16 protein-coding genes are annotated in these 13891 nt (G+C 61.8%); 2 read left to right on the top strand and 14 right to left on the bottom strand.

What is annotated here, in order from left to right:
• Nucleotides 1-4: 4 nt before the first annotated feature.
• The 7 genes from EEB11_RS06615 to EEB11_RS06585 all read right to left on the bottom strand — a co-directional run bounded on the left by EEB11_RS06615 (nt 5) and on the right by EEB11_RS06585 (nt 5413).
• A complete protein-coding gene (locus tag EEB11_RS06615; protein ID WP_135429623.1) occupies nt 5-418 on the bottom strand; it encodes a hypothetical protein in 414 nt (137 codons plus the stop codon).
• Between the two features lie 3 nt (nt 419-421).
• On the bottom strand, nt 422-1633 hold the full coding sequence (locus tag EEB11_RS06610) for an acetyl-CoA C-acetyltransferase (RefSeq protein ID WP_135429622.1): 1212 nt from the start codon (nt 1631-1633) through the stop codon (nt 422-424).
• A 12-nt stretch (nt 1634-1645) separates the two neighbouring features.
• Nucleotides 1646-2302 carry a glutathione S-transferase family protein gene (locus EEB11_RS06605; RefSeq protein ID WP_245298792.1) on the bottom strand — a complete coding sequence of 219 codons (657 nt, stop codon included), beginning with the start codon at nt 2300-2302 and terminating at the stop codon, nt 1646-1648.
• Between the two features lie 97 nt (nt 2303-2399).
• Nucleotides 2400-2612 carry a hypothetical protein gene (locus EEB11_RS06600; protein ID WP_135429621.1) on the bottom strand — a complete coding sequence of 71 codons (213 nt, stop codon included), beginning with the start codon at nt 2610-2612 and terminating at the stop codon, nt 2400-2402.
• 87 nt (nt 2613-2699) lie between these two features.
• A complete protein-coding gene (locus EEB11_RS06595) occupies nt 2700-4475 on the bottom strand; it encodes an acyl-CoA dehydrogenase C-terminal domain-containing protein (RefSeq protein WP_135429620.1) in 1776 nt (591 codons plus the stop codon).
• A gap of 37 nt (nt 4476-4512) precedes the next feature.
• Nucleotides 4513-4905, bottom strand: a complete 393-nt coding sequence (locus EEB11_RS06590; protein ID WP_135429619.1) for a MerR family transcriptional regulator — start codon at nt 4903-4905, stop codon at nt 4513-4515.
• Between the two features lie 127 nt (nt 4906-5032).
• Nucleotides 5033-5413 (bottom strand): MerR family transcriptional regulator, encoded by a 381-nt coding sequence (locus EEB11_RS06585; protein ID WP_135429618.1) that lies wholly within the window; start codon nt 5411-5413, stop codon nt 5033-5035.
• 117 nt (nt 5414-5530) lie between these two features.
• Between EEB11_RS06585 and EEB11_RS06580 the strand changes: the two genes are divergently transcribed.
• Together EEB11_RS06580 and EEB11_RS06575 are read left to right on the top strand one after the other, a co-directional pair.
• Complete coding sequence (locus tag EEB11_RS06580) at nt 5531-5962, top strand: PaaI family thioesterase (RefSeq protein WP_135429617.1); 432 nt, start codon at nt 5531-5533, stop codon at nt 5960-5962.
• Nucleotides 5962-6477: a PaaI family thioesterase gene (locus EEB11_RS06575; RefSeq protein WP_135429616.1), complete on the top strand. Its 516-nt coding sequence runs from the start codon at nt 5962-5964 to the stop codon at nt 6475-6477. Before EEB11_RS06580 ends, EEB11_RS06575 begins: the two co-directional genes overlap by 1 nt.
• Before the next feature lie 7 nt (nt 6478-6484).
• Here EEB11_RS06575 and EEB11_RS06570 read toward each other — a convergent pair whose 3' ends face one another.
• The 7 genes from EEB11_RS06570 to EEB11_RS06540 form a co-directional block, all read right to left on the bottom strand.
• Nucleotides 6485-7243 (bottom strand): TIGR02186 family protein, encoded by a 759-nt coding sequence (locus tag EEB11_RS06570; protein ID WP_135429615.1) that lies wholly within the window; start codon nt 7241-7243, stop codon nt 6485-6487.
• A complete protein-coding gene (locus EEB11_RS06565; protein WP_135429614.1) occupies nt 7240-8160 on the bottom strand; it encodes a sulfite exporter TauE/SafE family protein in 921 nt (306 codons plus the stop codon). The genes EEB11_RS06570 and EEB11_RS06565 overlap by 4 nt, the downstream gene beginning before the upstream one ends.
• Nucleotides 8161-8239: 79 nt before the next feature.
• Complete coding sequence (locus EEB11_RS06560) at nt 8240-9043, bottom strand: purine-nucleoside phosphorylase (protein ID WP_135429613.1); 804 nt, start codon at nt 9041-9043, stop codon at nt 8240-8242.
• 67 nt (nt 9044-9110) lie between these two features.
• A complete protein-coding gene (locus EEB11_RS06555) occupies nt 9111-10079 on the bottom strand; it encodes an ABC transporter permease (protein ID WP_135429612.1) in 969 nt (322 codons plus the stop codon).
• Nucleotides 10079-11182, bottom strand: coding sequence for an ABC transporter permease (locus EEB11_RS06550; RefSeq protein ID WP_135429611.1), 1104 nt, complete (start codon nt 11180-11182; stop codon nt 10079-10081). Before EEB11_RS06550 ends, EEB11_RS06555 begins: the two co-directional genes overlap by 1 nt.
• On the bottom strand, nt 11182-12765 hold the full coding sequence (locus EEB11_RS06545) for an ABC transporter ATP-binding protein (protein WP_210134382.1): 1584 nt from the start codon (nt 12763-12765) through the stop codon (nt 11182-11184). Before EEB11_RS06545 ends, EEB11_RS06550 begins: the two co-directional genes overlap by 1 nt.
• Complete coding sequence (locus EEB11_RS06540) at nt 12765-13769, bottom strand: BMP family lipoprotein (RefSeq protein ID WP_135429610.1); 1005 nt, start codon at nt 13767-13769, stop codon at nt 12765-12767. Before EEB11_RS06540 ends, EEB11_RS06545 begins: the two co-directional genes overlap by 1 nt.
• Between the last annotated feature and the right edge of the window lie 122 nt (nt 13770-13891).

Raw genomic sequence — 13891 nt, 5'->3', positions numbered from 1 at the left:
TGGCTCAGCCGGGCATCAGCAGCGGCCAGCGTGATCGTGCAACAGAATTGGTGATCGAAGCTGCGCGCCAGCGTCCTCCGGCTCTGCGCAAAGAGGTCTGTGAGACAAACGGATCAAAAACCCGCGTCGCGCCCGCAATCACGTGGGTGGTGTATCGCCCGGTGATCAGATCGGGGGAAAGCAGTTGCGCACTGTCCACAAGGCGAATGTAGTCCGTCGTCCGTTGTGATCTGAGCATCTCGCAGAAACTGTCAAAGCCGTCGCGCAGGTCTTCTTCGGTCACGATCGACATGTTCTCGTCGTGGGTCACCAGATGAAGGGGCAACACCACGCCGTTCAGATAGGCTGCGAAATCCTTGGCCATGATGGCCGCAGCCATGTCATCCAGATGGCTCTGGAGGATGGTTGCGGCTTGCATCGCCTAGACCCGTTCAATAATGGTGGCCGCCCCCATGCCGGAGGCGATGCACAGTGTGGCCAGACCCACGCTTTTGCCGGTCCGTTCCAGTTCGTCCAGCAGGGTACCGATGATGATGGCCCCGGTCGCGCCCAAAGGGTGGCCCATGGCGATGGAGCCGCCGTTCGGGTTCACCTTTGACGGGTCCACTTCAAAGGCTTGCATGAAACGCAACACCACGCTGGCAAAGGCCTCGTTCACCTCGAACAGGTCGATGTCGCTGATGCTCATGCCTGCCTCGCGCAGGATTTTTTCGGTCACCGGTACCGGACCGGTCAGCATAATGGTTGGGTCGGTGCCGATTTTTGCGGTGGCACGGATGCGGGCACGTGGGGTCAACCCATGAGCCTTGCCGAATTCGGCATTGCCGATCAGCACGGCGGCGGCCCCATCCACGATGCCTGACGAATTGCCGGCATGGTGGATGTGATTGATCCGCTCCAGATGCGGGTATTTCATCATGGCGATCTTGTCGAAGCCCGGCATCACCTCGCCCATGTCCTTGAAGGCGGGTTTCAAGGCTCCAAGCGCCTGCATGTCGGTGCCGGGGCGCATGTATTCATCGGTGGACAGGATCGGCAGCCCGTTCTGGTCTCGGATGGTGATGACCGATTTCGCAAAGCGGTTGTCCTGCCACGCTTCAGCAGCCCGGCGCTGCGATTCCATCGCCAGAGCGTCGGCCATGTCGCGGGTGAAACTGTATTCGGTCGCGATGATATCGGCCGAAATGCCCTGCGGCACGAAGTAGGTTTTCATCGCCAGTGACGGGTCGACGGCAATGGCGGCACCATCGCTGCCCATGGCCACTCGGCCCATCATCTCGACCCCGCCGGCGATATAGGCCTGACCGGCCCCACCCTTGATCTGATTGGCAGCAAGGTTCACCGCCTCCATCCCGCTGGCGCAAAAGCGGTTGATCGCAAGGCCGGGGATGCTTTCGTCAAGATCCGACAGCAGCACTGCCGACCGCGCAAGACAGCCGCCCTGCTCGCCCACCTGGGTCACATTACCCCAGATCACATCCTCGACCGCATGGCCTTCCAGCCCGTTGCGCTCTTTGACCGCGTTCAAGATTTTGGCCGACAGCGCGACCGAGGTCAGCTCGTGCAGGCTGCCATCCGGGCGACCCTTGCCGCGCGGGCTGCGAACGGCATCGTAGATAAAGGCGTCTGACATGATGTCCTCTCCTTATGCCCGGTCCGACGGATTGCCGGGCATCAATTCATAGGGGTGCTTCCAACCGGGCAGTGCCGCGATGCGATCAAGCCAGGCGTCGATATGGGGCCAGTCCTTGCGGTCAAAGCCGAAGGGTTCGGGGTAATAAAGATAGCCGCAGCAGGACAGATCGGCGATGGTCACACTGTCCCCCACCATCCAGTCGCGCTGTGCGAGATGCGCATTCAGAACGCCGTAAGCGGCCTTGAGGCGGCCCTGTAGGAAGGGCACCACGCCCTCTGGCCGTTTGTCCGCCGGCACGAAGTTCATCAGGAACCGCACTGTACCGATCTGGGTGGACAGTTTGTGATTGTCCCACAAGATCCAACGCAGCACCTCGTTTCGGGCAAAGGGTGTGTTGCCGGTCAGCTGCCAGGTCTTCGATACGATATGCAGCAAAATGGCACCCGACTGGGTCAGCACATTCTGCCCGTCCACCAACACCGGCACTTCGCCCATCTCGTTCACTTCACGAAATGCCTCGGTGCGGGTCTCGCCGTTGAAAAAGTCGACAAAGCGCGGCTTCCAGGGCGTGCCGGTCAAGGTCAGCGCCAGAGCGCATTTATACGCGTTGCCGCTTTCGCCAAAGCAATACAGCTCCATGTAGCCCTTGGTCGGTTCTTCCATCATCAACGGCCCTCCCAGACCTGCCGGTGTCATCGGGGGTTTCACAAACCGGCCCCCGTGCAGTATCGAAGGCGCTCGCGCCTGCGTCGTCCTGCCCAGTTCAGTGTTTTCGATCTTCCAGTTCGGAGTTGAACAGTCGCAGCCTGTGGGTCAGGTTTTCCTTGTGGGTCACGCTGTCGAAGTGTTCGAACAGGAACGACAGCGCCTCACCTTCATCCAGCCCTGCCTCGGCGGCAAAGCGCTTCAGGCGACGATATCCGTCTTCGGTCATGGCGACCGGAAAGCGGCGGGTCAGGCGAAAGCGTTTGGGCATCGGGTCTCTCCGGCTTTGGCGGGGGGGATTTTTCGCAGGAAAATCGTGATCCCCCCTCCGATGTTTTACGGCGACGTCTTGCGCAGCTTAGAAGGCCTCTGCGGACAAGGCCATCACCGTATCGGCCCCGCTTTCGATGCGTGCCAGATGCATCCCGCAGGCGGGCAACTGGCGCGCCATATAAAAGCGCCCGGTTGCAATCTTGGCCTCCAGATAGTCGCGGTCGGCGTGACCAGCATCCAGCGCCTCATGCGCCGCTTTAGCCATCCGGGTCCACATCAACCCAAGGCAGACATGGCCCATCAGATGCATGAAGTCATACGACCCTGACAGCGCTGCATTCGGGTTCTTCATTCCACTTTGCATGAAGAACATCCCGGCCTGCTGCAACTGCTTGGAAGCGACCTTCAGCGGCTCGGCAAAGCCTTTCATCCGGTCATCGCCGTCATGTGCGCGGCATTCGGCCTTCACCATCTCGAAAAACGCCATCACATGCTTGCCGCCATCCTGCGCCAGCTTGCGGCCCACCAGATCCAGCGCCTGCACGCCGTTGGCACCTTCGTAAATCATGGCGATCCGGGCGTCGCGGGCAAATTGCGACATGCCCCATTCCTCGATATAACCATGCCCGCCGAACACCTGCTGGGCCTGTACCGCCATGTCGAAGCCCTTGTCGGTCTGGAAGCCCTTGATCACCGGGATCATCAGGCTGACCAGCCCTTCGGCAGCCGCATCGCCCTGCCGGACCGAGCGGTCAATCAGATGTGCGGCCCAGAAGGTCAGGGCGCGGGCACCTTCGACAAAGCTTTTCTGCTCCATCAGATTGCGCCGGATATCGGGGTGCACAATCAACGGGTCAGCCGGGCCAGACGGGTTTTCGGCCCCGGTCACGGCACGGCCCTGCAGGCGGTCTTTCGCATAGGCCAGCGCGTTCTGATAGGCGGCTTCGGCCTGGGCATAGCCTTGGAGGCCCACACCCAGCCGCGCCTCATTCATCATCGTGAACATGGCACGCATGCCCTTGTGCAGGTCACCCAGCAACCAGCCGCGGGCACCGTCATAATTCATGACGCAGGTGGCATTGCCGTGAATGCCCATCTTTTCTTCGATCTTGCCGCAGGACAGGGAATTGCGCGCACCAAGGCTGCCGTCTTCGTTCACCAGAACCTTCGGCACGATGAACAGCGAAATACCTTTGCTGCCTTCACCGCCACCGGGGGCCTTTGCCAGTACCAGGTGGATGATATTTTCGGCTAGATCATGCTCGCCCGCCGAGATGAAGATCTTCTGACCGGTGATCAGATAGCTGCCATCCTCCTGCGGCTCTGCCTTGGTGCGCATCAGACCCAGATCGGTGCCGCAATGCGGTTCGGTCAGGTTCATGGTGCCGGTCCAGTCGCACGACACCAGTTTCGGCAGGTAGGTCGCCTTCTGGTCATCAGTGCCATGGGTGTGGATCGCGGAATAGGCCCCGTGGGTCAGGCCCTGATACATGTTGAACGCCATGTTGGCCGACACAAAGATCTCACCAACGGCAGAGCCCATCAGATAGGGTAGGCCCTGACCGCCATAGTCGGGGTCGCAGTCCAGCGCGGTCCAGCCGCCGTCTTTCATCGCCTTGAACGCGGCATCGAACCCTTTGGGGGTGCGCACGACACCGTTTTCCAGCACGCAGCCTTCACGGTCGCCCACGGCGTTCAGCGGGGCCAGCACGTCAGTGGCGACCTTACCCGCCTCCTCCAGCACGGCGGCGGTGAAGCTCTCGTCCAGTTCGCTGTAGCCCGGAGTGTCGGACGCTGTGACCTTCAGAACATTGTGCAGCAGGAATTGCATGTCCTTGACGGGGGCGGTGTAGGTTGGCATCGGTGCTCTCTCCCTGAAACAGTCTTGGTCAGCGGTGTTATTCGGCAGCGCGACGCAGGCCGGCGATCATTGCGCCCCCCGCATCAAGTTCGACCCTCAATTCGGCAATCGCCACATCCAGTTCGGCACGCTGTGCCTCCATCTGGGCAAGGCGGGCTTGGGCCAGTTCATAGGTGCGCAGGGTCTGCGCATGGTTGGAGCCATCCCGGTCATACAGATCCAGGATCTGACGGATGTCTTCCAGGCTGAAGCCAAACCGCTTGCCGCGCAGAATCAGCGTCAGCCGGGCGCGATCGCGCCGGGTGAACAGACGGCGCGTGCCGTCGCGCTGCGGGAACAGCAGTTCCTTTGCCTCATAGAAGCGCAAGGTGCGTGGCGTGACATCGAAGGCGTCACACATCTGGCGGATGGTCATCAGGTCGCTTGTCATCTGCATGCACTTTCGAACACAAAACATCTGATATGCAGATGTGTGCTTTCGGGTGAGCATACTAGATTGCTTGACGTTAACGTAAATGTAACGTCACGTCAGAAACCAGACTGACGTGGTGTCAGGGTCAGTCGAGCTTGGACAAGTCGTCCACCGTGGTGGCACGCAGGGCGCGCAGATCGTCGATCGTGGCATCCAGGTCCGCCTTTTGCCGTTCCAGCTCGGACAGCTGGCGATCTGCCAGACCCAGAAAAGTCTCATATTGCGGGCGGGTGCCTTGCTTGCTGTACATCAGCAGCCATTGCCGGATTTCTTCCAGACTGAAGCCAAACCGCCGCCCACGCAGGATCAATGTCATCCGCGCCAACTCGCGCGGGCCGTAAAACCGGGCACGTCCTTCCTTTTCCGGAGAGAGGAGTTCGATATATTCGTAATAGCGCAGCGTGCGCGGAGTGACGTCAAACCGCACGCACATGTCTTTGAAGCTGAGCCGGCTGGTGTCGGTCATCGCGGTCCTCCGTCGGTTAAGGTTATGCGCGGATGAACCTGCGCGCAACGTCAGCGAGGGAATAAGCGCCTTGCAGTGGCGCGTGAAGCGGGGATTATGGCCGGTGAGGGAGCCAGTATGACCGACATCATCCAAATTGCCCGGCAGTTTATCGAAGCCATTCCGCATGCCCGCGCCCTGGGGATGGAGTTTGAAAGCCTTGGCGACGGCAAGGCCGTGATTTCCATGCCCTATGATCCCCGCTTTGTCGGCGACCCGGTCACTGGCGTCATTCATGGCGGCGCGGTTTCGGCACTGATGGACACCGCATCGGGGGCGGCGGTGATGTGTCACCCCACCGCGCCCGCCTCGACCGCGACGCTGGATCTGCGGATCGACTATTTCCGCGCGGCCACACCGGGGCAGGCGATTACGGCTCGGGCAGAGTGCTATCATGTCACGCGGTCGGTGGCCTTTGTTCGGGTGACAGCCAGCGATGAAGATGCCACGCGGCCTGTCGCGGCGGCCACCGGGGCCTTTACGCTCGACCGGCCGAAGGGAGCAAACTAATGGCCCTGCAGCGCCCGGAACCGGTGCAAGTGGTCAAGCAACGCCGGGATGGTGCCTTGCGCGGGCTGCTGTCCGGCGTGCCCTATATTGCCTATCTCGGCATCCAGTTCGACCGGCGTGGTGATGAACTGACCGCGATCCTGCCGTTTGACGAGAAACTGATCGGCAATCCAGCTCTGCCCGCCTTGCACGGCGGGGTGACGGCGGCCTTTCTGGAGGTGGCGGCGATCATCGAACTGGCCTGGGGCAGCCTTTGGGAGGAGATTGAGGCCGGGCGGGTTGACCCCACTGCCGACATGGCACCGGTGCGCCTGCCCAAAACGATTGATTTCACGGTCGACTATCTGCGTTCCGGCCTGCCGCGCGACGCCTATGCACGCGCGCGGATCAACAGGTCCGGCCGGCGCTATGCCAGCGTGCATGTCGAGGCGTGGCAGGACAATCGCGCCCGCTTGTTTGCACAGGGGACCGGGCATTTCCTGATCCCGCAACCGCCGGACCATCCGTCGGAATAGCGCCACCCTAGCGCTTGATGAACCGGAACGCAGCAGAGGCCCCGTAGCCTGCGCCGACAGCAATCAGCAGTGACAGCAAACCATAGATCAGCGGCTGATCGCGCGACATGTTGAACAAAAAGCGCTCCAGCCCCTCTTTGCGGACATTGATCTGACGCTCGATCCTGTCCACCACCTGCCCGTCGCGGGTCAGGAAGATGCGTACGCGGTACAGACCTTCGGTCAGATTGGCAGGTAGAACCACGTCCGCGCGGAACAGCGTGGCTTCGGTAAAATGCACTGACCTTTCGCGCAAGCGATAGCGGTCTTCCGCCTCGCGGACACGTATCAGGGCCTCCAGAAATTCTGGCGCATTCTGCGCCTGTTGCGAAATACCGACCGCACGGATGGCCCGAGGAATGGTGATCTGATGCCGCAGATTTTCGGTCTCGGTCAGAATGTCGCGCAGATGGCCGGTGGTTGAAATCGCATAGAAAGACGGGGCACTGGCAATCTGCACCGCCTCACGGTTGATCCAGATGCCCGCCGTGCGCTCTTTCTTGCGCACCGTCAGCGCTCGGGACGGACCTTCAACCGTGATGATGACATGCAATGCGCCCTCGGGTGCCGGGGCCGTCCGTTTGACCGCGCCGTAAATCAGAATCTCGGACCCGTCAAAATCCGCCGTGATCGACACGCGGTTCTGGCTCAGCCCCGCGACGATATCTTCGCTGGCGGCCAGGGCGGGCAGGGCGGTCAGCAGCCATATCAGCGCCGCGCGGATCATGGCAGCAACCCCGGAGTGATTGTGTATAGCTCGGACGGACGCAGCAGCAGATCCGCCGCAATCTTGACCGCCACCCCCAGCACCAAAAGCGACAACAGGATGCGCAGTTGTTCCGCTTTCAGCCGCCCGCTGACCTGCGCCCCGAACTGCGCCCCGATGACGCCGCCAAGAATGAGCAGCACCGCCAGCATCATATCCACAGTATTGGCGGTGACGGCATGCATCACGGTGGTAAAGGCGGTGACAAAGATGATCTGGAACAGTGATGTGCCGATAACAACCTTGGTTGGCATCCCCAGCAGATAGATCATGGCAGGCACCATGATGAACCCGCCGCCGACCCCCATGATCGCCGCCAGAAACCCCACAAGCGCCCCTACCGCCAGCGGTGGCAGGACCGAGATGTACAGCCCGGACGCTCGGAACTTCATCTTGAACGGCAAGCCGTGGATCCAGTTATGGGTATGCGACCGGCGGATCGGTGCGCCGGGCCGGTTCACACGGCGCAGCGCGACGACTGATTCCCAGAACATGGTCAGCCCGATCAGCCCCAGAAACAGCACATAGGACAGTTGCACAAACAGATCGACTTGGCCGGCCGCCGTCAGCCGGGCAAACACCCAGACCCCCAACGCCGATCCCACAAGGCCGCCCGCCAGCAGCACAAAGCCCATCGGAAAATCCACCGCCTTGCGCTTGACCTGCGCCAGAACGCCCGACACCGACGAGGCTACCACCTGATTGGCCCCTGTCGCCACCGCGATGGCCGGTGGAATACCGATGAAAAACAGCAGGGGGGTGATCAGAAACCCGCCACCCACACCGAACAGGCCGGACAAAAAGCCCACCACTCCGCCAATGCCCAGAAGCAGAAACAGGTTGACCGAGAGATCGGCAATGGGAAGAAAGATCTGCATGTCAGGCCCCGGCAGGGGAAAGGGCGGTCAGTCCAAAGGCTTGCGCGCCTTTGGCAGCGAAGTCAAACGCCGATCCGCCTCATCGGAGATTGCTCAGGAAATGCCGCAGGATGCGTTCCAGTTTTGCCGCACCCATCGGGGCCATCGCCTTGGTGTGTTCATGGCTGATCTGCTCATCCGACATCCCAGCCGCCATGTTGGTGATGGTGGAAATCGCGGCACAGCGCAGGCCAAGAAATCGTGCCAGAATGACCTCGGGCACGGTAGACATGCCAACCGCATCGGCCCCGAGCATCTTCAGCATCCGGATCTCTGCAGGGGTTTCAAACGAAGGCCCCGAGTACCAGGCGTAAACCCCATCCTTGATGTCGATTCCCTCGGCCAGCGCACTGGATCGCAGCGCCGCGCGCAGATCCGGGTCGTGCGCTGTGGTCATCGGCACGAAGCGGGCGTCCGTCAGCTCGCCGATCAAGGGGTTGAGGCCGTTATAGTTGATGTGATCGGACAGCAGCATCAGATCGCCGGGCGGAATGTCTGTGCGCATGGAGCCTGCGGCATTGGTCAAAATCAGGCTGTCCGCACCCAGATCGCTCAGCACCTCCAACGCCAGCCGCATCGCCGCCGGGTTGCCCTTTTCGTAATAATGCTCCCGCGCGCCGAACACCGCCACCCGCACGCCTTCCAACGTGCCGATATACAGGTTCGGGTTATGGCCCGAGACGGCGGCATGCGGGAAACCGGGCAGATCGGCATAGGGAATGGCCACCCCGTCCACCGAATGCGCCAGATGGCCAAGGCCAGAGCCCAGGATCAGCCCCATCCGCACCGGCGCATCGCCTGCGCGCTCGCAGATCAGGGCGCTTGCTTCGGATCTGGTGCTCATACTGCCTGCCTTTCTGCTGATCCCCCGGGGGGTGTGAAACCCCAGGGGTTGATTTCAATCGCGCCGCTCAGCGTTCCTTGACATAGGGTTGCCCCCCGGCGCGTGGTGGAATCGCTTTGCCGACGAACCCCGCCAGCACCAGAACGGTCAGCAGGTACGGCAGGGCATCCAGGAGCGGCACCGGCACCCTGACCTGCACCACCGCCTGCACCACATCGGGCCGCAGGGCGAGCGCCTGAAAGAAACCGAAGAGCAGGCAGGCCCACATCGCCGCAACGGGGCGCCATTTGGCAAAGATCAGCGCGGCAAGCGCGATGTAGCCGCGCCCGGCGGTCATCTCGCGGCCAAATCCGGCCTGAAGCGCGGTCGCCATGTAGGCCCCTGCGATGCCGCACAAGATCCCGGTGATCCCAACGGCCGCAAAGCGCAGCCCGACCACCGAAATGCCTGCCGTATCTACAGCGGCCGGGTTTTCCCCCACCGCACGCAGGCGCAGGCCAAACCGGGTGCGGAACAGAATCCACCAGGTCAGCGGCACGATCAGAAATGCCATGTAGACCAGAACCGAATGACCCGAGATCACTTCGTAGTACAGCGGGCCGATCAGCGGCACCTCGCGCAGTGCCTCGGCCCCCGGCAAGGTGATCGCGTTGAAACGGGCCGGGCCGCTCAGCGGCGGCGTGCGACCGCCCTGCTGGAACAAGGCCTGCGCAATCAGTACCGTCAGGCCTGAGGCCAGAAAGTTCAGCGCGACGCCGGAAATCAGCTGGTTGCCGCGGAAGGTGATGGCGGCAATGCCATGCAAAAGGGCAAACAGCATCGACGCGCCGATCCCGGCCAGCAATCCCGCCCAAGCCGAACCGGTCAGCGCGGCGACCGCGCCCGCCGACATTGCGGCAGCCAGCATCTTGCCCTCCAGCCCGATGTCGAAGATGCCCGCACGCTCCGAGTACAGTCCCGCAAGGCAGGCCAGCAACAGCGGCGTTGCCAGTCGGAGGGTGGTGTCGAGAAGCTGCAGAAGGGTCGCATAATCCATCAGGCGGCCCTCATTGCTTTTGTCGACCGGAACAGGCGGAACAGGCGTTCCAGGATCATGCGCACCATGACATCAAGCGCACCGGTGAACAGGATCACCAGACCCTGCACCACGATGCGCATCTCGATCGGGATATTGGTCCACAACCCAAGCTCCGCGCCGCCTTGATACAGGAAACCGAACAAAAGCGCCGCCAGCACCACGCCGAACGGGTGGTTGCGCCCCATCAGCGCCACGGCAATGCCAATGAACCCGGCCCCTTCGGACGAGTTCTGCAACAGCCGCTCCGCTTCGCCCATGACATTGTTGATGCTCATCATCCCGGCCAGGCCGCCCGAGATCAGCATGGCGATTATGGTGATGCGCACCGGATTGATTCCGGCGTATTTCGCCGCCGCCTCGGATTTTCCAAAGGCGCGGATCTGATAGCCGAGCCGCGTGCGCCACAGCAGCGCCCAGACGACGACAGCCATCGCCAGCGCGATCAGCAGGGTCACATTCGCGGGCACGGGCCGTTGAAAAATAAGGTTGAAGCCGGGAATGTCGTTCAGGGCAGGCAGTTGCGCGCCGACGGGAAAGCGGGCCGAGGCCGGGTCCATCTGCCCGGTCGGGCGCAGCACATCGACCAGCACATAGACCAGCAGCGCCGCCGCAATATAGTTGAACATGATCGTCGTGATCACGATATGGCTTCCGCGTTTGGCCTGCAGATAGGCGGGCACAGCGGCCCATGCCGCACCGAACAGCGCCGCGCCCGCCGTGGCCGCGATCAGCGCAACGGTCCAGTGTGGCCAAGGAAGGGACAGGCAAACCAGCGCCACGCCGAGCCCCCCCAGTTGCGCCTGCCCCTCACCGCCGATGTTGAACAGCCCGGCATGAAACGCCACCGTGACCGCCAGCCCGGTAAAGATGAAGCTGGTGGCATAATACAACGTGTAGCCCCAGCCATAGGGCGAGCCGAGGGCGCCATCGACCATGACCTTGAACGCCTCGACCGGGCTTTGCCCGATCACCAGCAGCACCAGCGCCGAAATCGCGGCGGCGAACAGCAGGCTGACCAATGGCACCAGCGTGATATCGGCCCAGCGTGGCAAACGGTCCATCAGGCGGCCTCCCCGGCGGTTTTGCCGTCCATCCCGGCCATCAGCATGCCCAACTCGCGCTCATCCGTGGTGGCCGGGTCACGCATTCCCATGATCTGGCCGTCGAACATCACGGCGATGCGGTCGGACAGCGACATGATTTCATCCAGCTCCACGCTGACCAGCAGAATGGCCTTTCCCGCATCGCGCAGAGCCACGATCTGCTTATGGATGAACTCAATCGCGCCAATGTCCACCCCCCGCGTCGGCTGGCCGATCAACAGCAGGTCAGGGTTCTGTTCGACTTCCCGCGCGACCACGATCTTTTGCTGGTTCCCTCCCGAGAAATTCTTGGCCTCCAGCGTGGCAATCGGCGGGCGCACATCGTAGGTCGCCATCTTCTTTTCAGTGTCGGCGCGCAATGCGTCATTGTCCATGAACAGGGCGGATTTCTGGTATTTCGGATCGTTGTGATAGCCGAAGGCCACGTTTTCCCACGCAGTGAAATCAAGGATCAGCCCGTGGTGGTGCCGGTCTTCGGGCACATGGGCGATGCCAGCCTCACGGCGGCTCTGGCCATCTGCGCCTGCCCCGGACAGTGGCAGATCCACCCCGTTCAACGTGATGCGGCCCGTGGCCTTGGTCATGCCCCCAAGGGCCCCCAGCAGGTCAGACTGGCCATTACCCGCAACCCCCGCAATACCCAGAATCTCGCCCGCGCGAATGTCCAGACTGATGCCCTTCAACCGCTCGACCCCGTGTTCGTCACGCACGCGCAGGTTTTCAACCGACAGCACCACCTTACCCGGCACGGCGGGGGTCTTTTCGACCTCCAGCAGTACCTTGCGGCCGACCATCAGCTCGGCCAACTGCTCGGGGCTGGTCTCGCGGGTTTTCACCGTGGCCACCATGGTCCCGCGCCGCATCACGCTGACGTTATCGGTCGCCTCCATGATCTCACGCAGTTTGTGGGTGATCAGGATGATGGTTTTGCCCTGATCCTTCAGCCCGCGCAGGATGCGGAACAGATGGTCCGCTTCATCCGGGGTCAGAACTCCGGTCGGCTCGTCCAGAATCAGGATATCGGCCTGCCGGAACAGTGCTTTCAGTATTTCCACCCGCTGCTGATGGCCGACGGACAAGTCTTCGATCAACGCGTCCGGGTCCACATCCAGCCCGTATTCCTGCGCCAGCTCGCGCAGGATGCGCCGCGCATTGCCCAGCGAGGTGTTCAGAAGCGCACCATCTTCGGCCCCCAGCACGATGTTTTCCAGCACCGTGAAATTCTGCACCAGCTTGAAATGCTGGAAAACCATGCCGATGCCGGCGCGGATGGCGCTCTGGCTGTCGGGAATCGGGGTCGGGGTGCCGCCGACAAGGATCTGACCGGAGTCAGCTTTGTAAAAACCGTAAAGGATCGACATCAACGTCGATTTCCCGGCGCCATTTTCACCGATGATGCCGTGGATCGTGCCTTTCGGCACGGAGATGTTGATGTCCTTGTTTGCCTGCACTGGGCCGAAGGCTTTGGAAATGCCCTTCAACTCGATGGCAAACGGGGCGGCAGTTGCCTGCCGCCCCATGGTGTCAGCCGGTGCGACCATCAGAACGTCGCTGCCGGGCAGGTGTCGTCGGTGCGGTAATCATGTACCACCAGCGCGCCCGATTTGATCTGTTCGGCGGCGGCATCCACGGCGGCCTGCATCTCGGCGGTCACCAGTTCGGCGTTGTTTTCGTCCATTGCATAGCCAACACCGTCCGACGCAAGGTTCAGCGCCTGAGTGGTGGTATCCAGCTCTGCGCCCTGCATCATCGCGTTGTAGACCGCCACATCCACGCGCTTGAGCATCGAGGTCAGGACCGAACCTGGGTGCAGGTGGTTCTGGTTGCTGTCGACACCGATCGACATGATACCTTCATCCGCAGCCGCTTGCAGAACACCCAGACCGGTGCCGCCCGCCGCTGCAAAGATCACGTCAGAGCCTTGCGACTTCTGAGCCTTGGCCAATTCCGAGCCCTTGACGGGATCGTTCCATGCCGCCGGGGTGGTGCCGGTCATGTTCGAGATGAACTTGATGTCGGGGTTCACCGCAACAGCCCCCTGCGCGTAGCCACAGGCAAAGTTGCGGATCAGCGGAATGTCCATCCCGCCGACAAAGCTGACCGTTCCCGTCTTCGACGCAAGGGCGGCCATCATGCCAACCAGATAGGATCCTTCATGCTCGGCAAAGCCGACGGTCAGAACGTTTGGATGCTCTGCCGGGTCGACCCAGCCGTCGATGGTGACAAATTTGGTATCGGGGAAGTCCTTGGACACGGTGGCAATCGGGTCCGACATGCCAAAGCCCGTGGTAACAATCGGATTTGACCCGGCTTCAGCCAGACGGCGCAGCGCCTGTTCGCGCTGGGCCTCATTCTGCATCTCGATTTCCTTGTAAGAACCGCCGGTTTCCTTGGCCCAGCGTTCGGCACCGTTGAAGGCGGCCTCGTTAAAGGACTTGTCGAATTTGCCGCCCAGATCGTAGATCAGCGCGGGTTCCGCAGCGGCCGCGCCGACGGTGAGGGCAAGCACGCCTGCTGCGCCCAAAAGGTGTTTCATCATGGTCATCGAGACTCTCCCGGTTGTCATTGCGACGTTTACGTTTTTCTTTGCCCTTGGGCTGCCCGCAGATACGAAAGCCTAGGGTCGTCGTCAATTTAGGTCAGTGTCGTGAGACAGGGTCAAGTGTC

It is taken from the genome of Pseudotabrizicola sediminis (genome assembly GCF_004745575.1).
GTDB classification, from domain to species: domain Bacteria; phylum Pseudomonadota; class Alphaproteobacteria; order Rhodobacterales; family Rhodobacteraceae; genus Pseudotabrizicola; species Pseudotabrizicola sediminis.
Note: the sequence above shows the minus strand (reverse complement) of the source record. Positions and strands in the feature narration are given on the sequence as shown.

Bases quoted from the DNA above. Each gene is read 5' to 3' on its own strand.
- EEB11_RS06610 (WP_135429622.1), bottom strand. From the start codon at position 1,633: ATGTCAGACGCCTTTATCTACGATGCCGTTCGCAGCCCGCGCGGCAAG.
- EEB11_RS06545 (WP_210134382.1), bottom strand. From the start codon at position 12,765: ATGGTCGCACCGGCTGACACCATGGGGCGGCAGGCAACTGCCGCCCCG.
- EEB11_RS06615 (WP_135429623.1), bottom strand. From the start codon at position 418: ATGCAAGCCGCAACCATCCTCCAGAGCCATCTGGATGACATGGCTGCG.
- EEB11_RS06565 (WP_135429614.1), bottom strand. From the start codon at position 8,160: ATGCAGATCTTTCTTCCCATTGCCGATCTCTCGGTCAACCTGTTTCTG.
- EEB11_RS06550 (WP_135429611.1), bottom strand. From the start codon at position 11,182: ATGGACCGTTTGCCACGCTGGGCCGATATCACGCTGGTGCCATTGGTC.
- EEB11_RS06600 (WP_135429621.1), bottom strand. From the start codon at position 2,612: ATGCCCAAACGCTTTCGCCTGACCCGCCGCTTTCCGGTCGCCATGACC.
- EEB11_RS06590 (WP_135429619.1), bottom strand. From the start codon at position 4,905: ATGACAAGCGACCTGATGACCATCCGCCAGATGTGTGACGCCTTCGAT.
- EEB11_RS06580 (WP_135429617.1), top strand. From the start codon at position 5,531: ATGACCGACATCATCCAAATTGCCCGGCAGTTTATCGAAGCCATTCCG.
- EEB11_RS06555 (WP_135429612.1), bottom strand. From the start codon at position 10,079: ATGGATTATGCGACCCTTCTGCAGCTTCTCGACACCACCCTCCGACTG.
- EEB11_RS06575 (WP_135429616.1), top strand. From the start codon at position 5,962: ATGGCCCTGCAGCGCCCGGAACCGGTGCAAGTGGTCAAGCAACGCCGG.
- EEB11_RS06595 (WP_135429620.1), bottom strand. From the start codon at position 4,475: ATGCCAACCTACACCGCCCCCGTCAAGGACATGCAATTCCTGCTGCAC.
- EEB11_RS06585 (WP_135429618.1), bottom strand. From the start codon at position 5,413: ATGACCGACACCAGCCGGCTCAGCTTCAAAGACATGTGCGTGCGGTTT.
- EEB11_RS06570 (WP_135429615.1), bottom strand. From the start codon at position 7,243: ATGATCCGCGCGGCGCTGATATGGCTGCTGACCGCCCTGCCCGCCCTG.
- EEB11_RS06605 (WP_245298792.1), bottom strand. From the start codon at position 2,302: ATGATGGAAGAACCGACCAAGGGCTACATGGAGCTGTATTGCTTTGGC.
- EEB11_RS06560 (WP_135429613.1), bottom strand. From the start codon at position 9,043: ATGAGCACCAGATCCGAAGCAAGCGCCCTGATCTGCGAGCGCGCAGGC.
- EEB11_RS06540 (WP_135429610.1), bottom strand. From the start codon at position 13,769: ATGACCATGATGAAACACCTTTTGGGCGCAGCAGGCGTGCTTGCCCTC.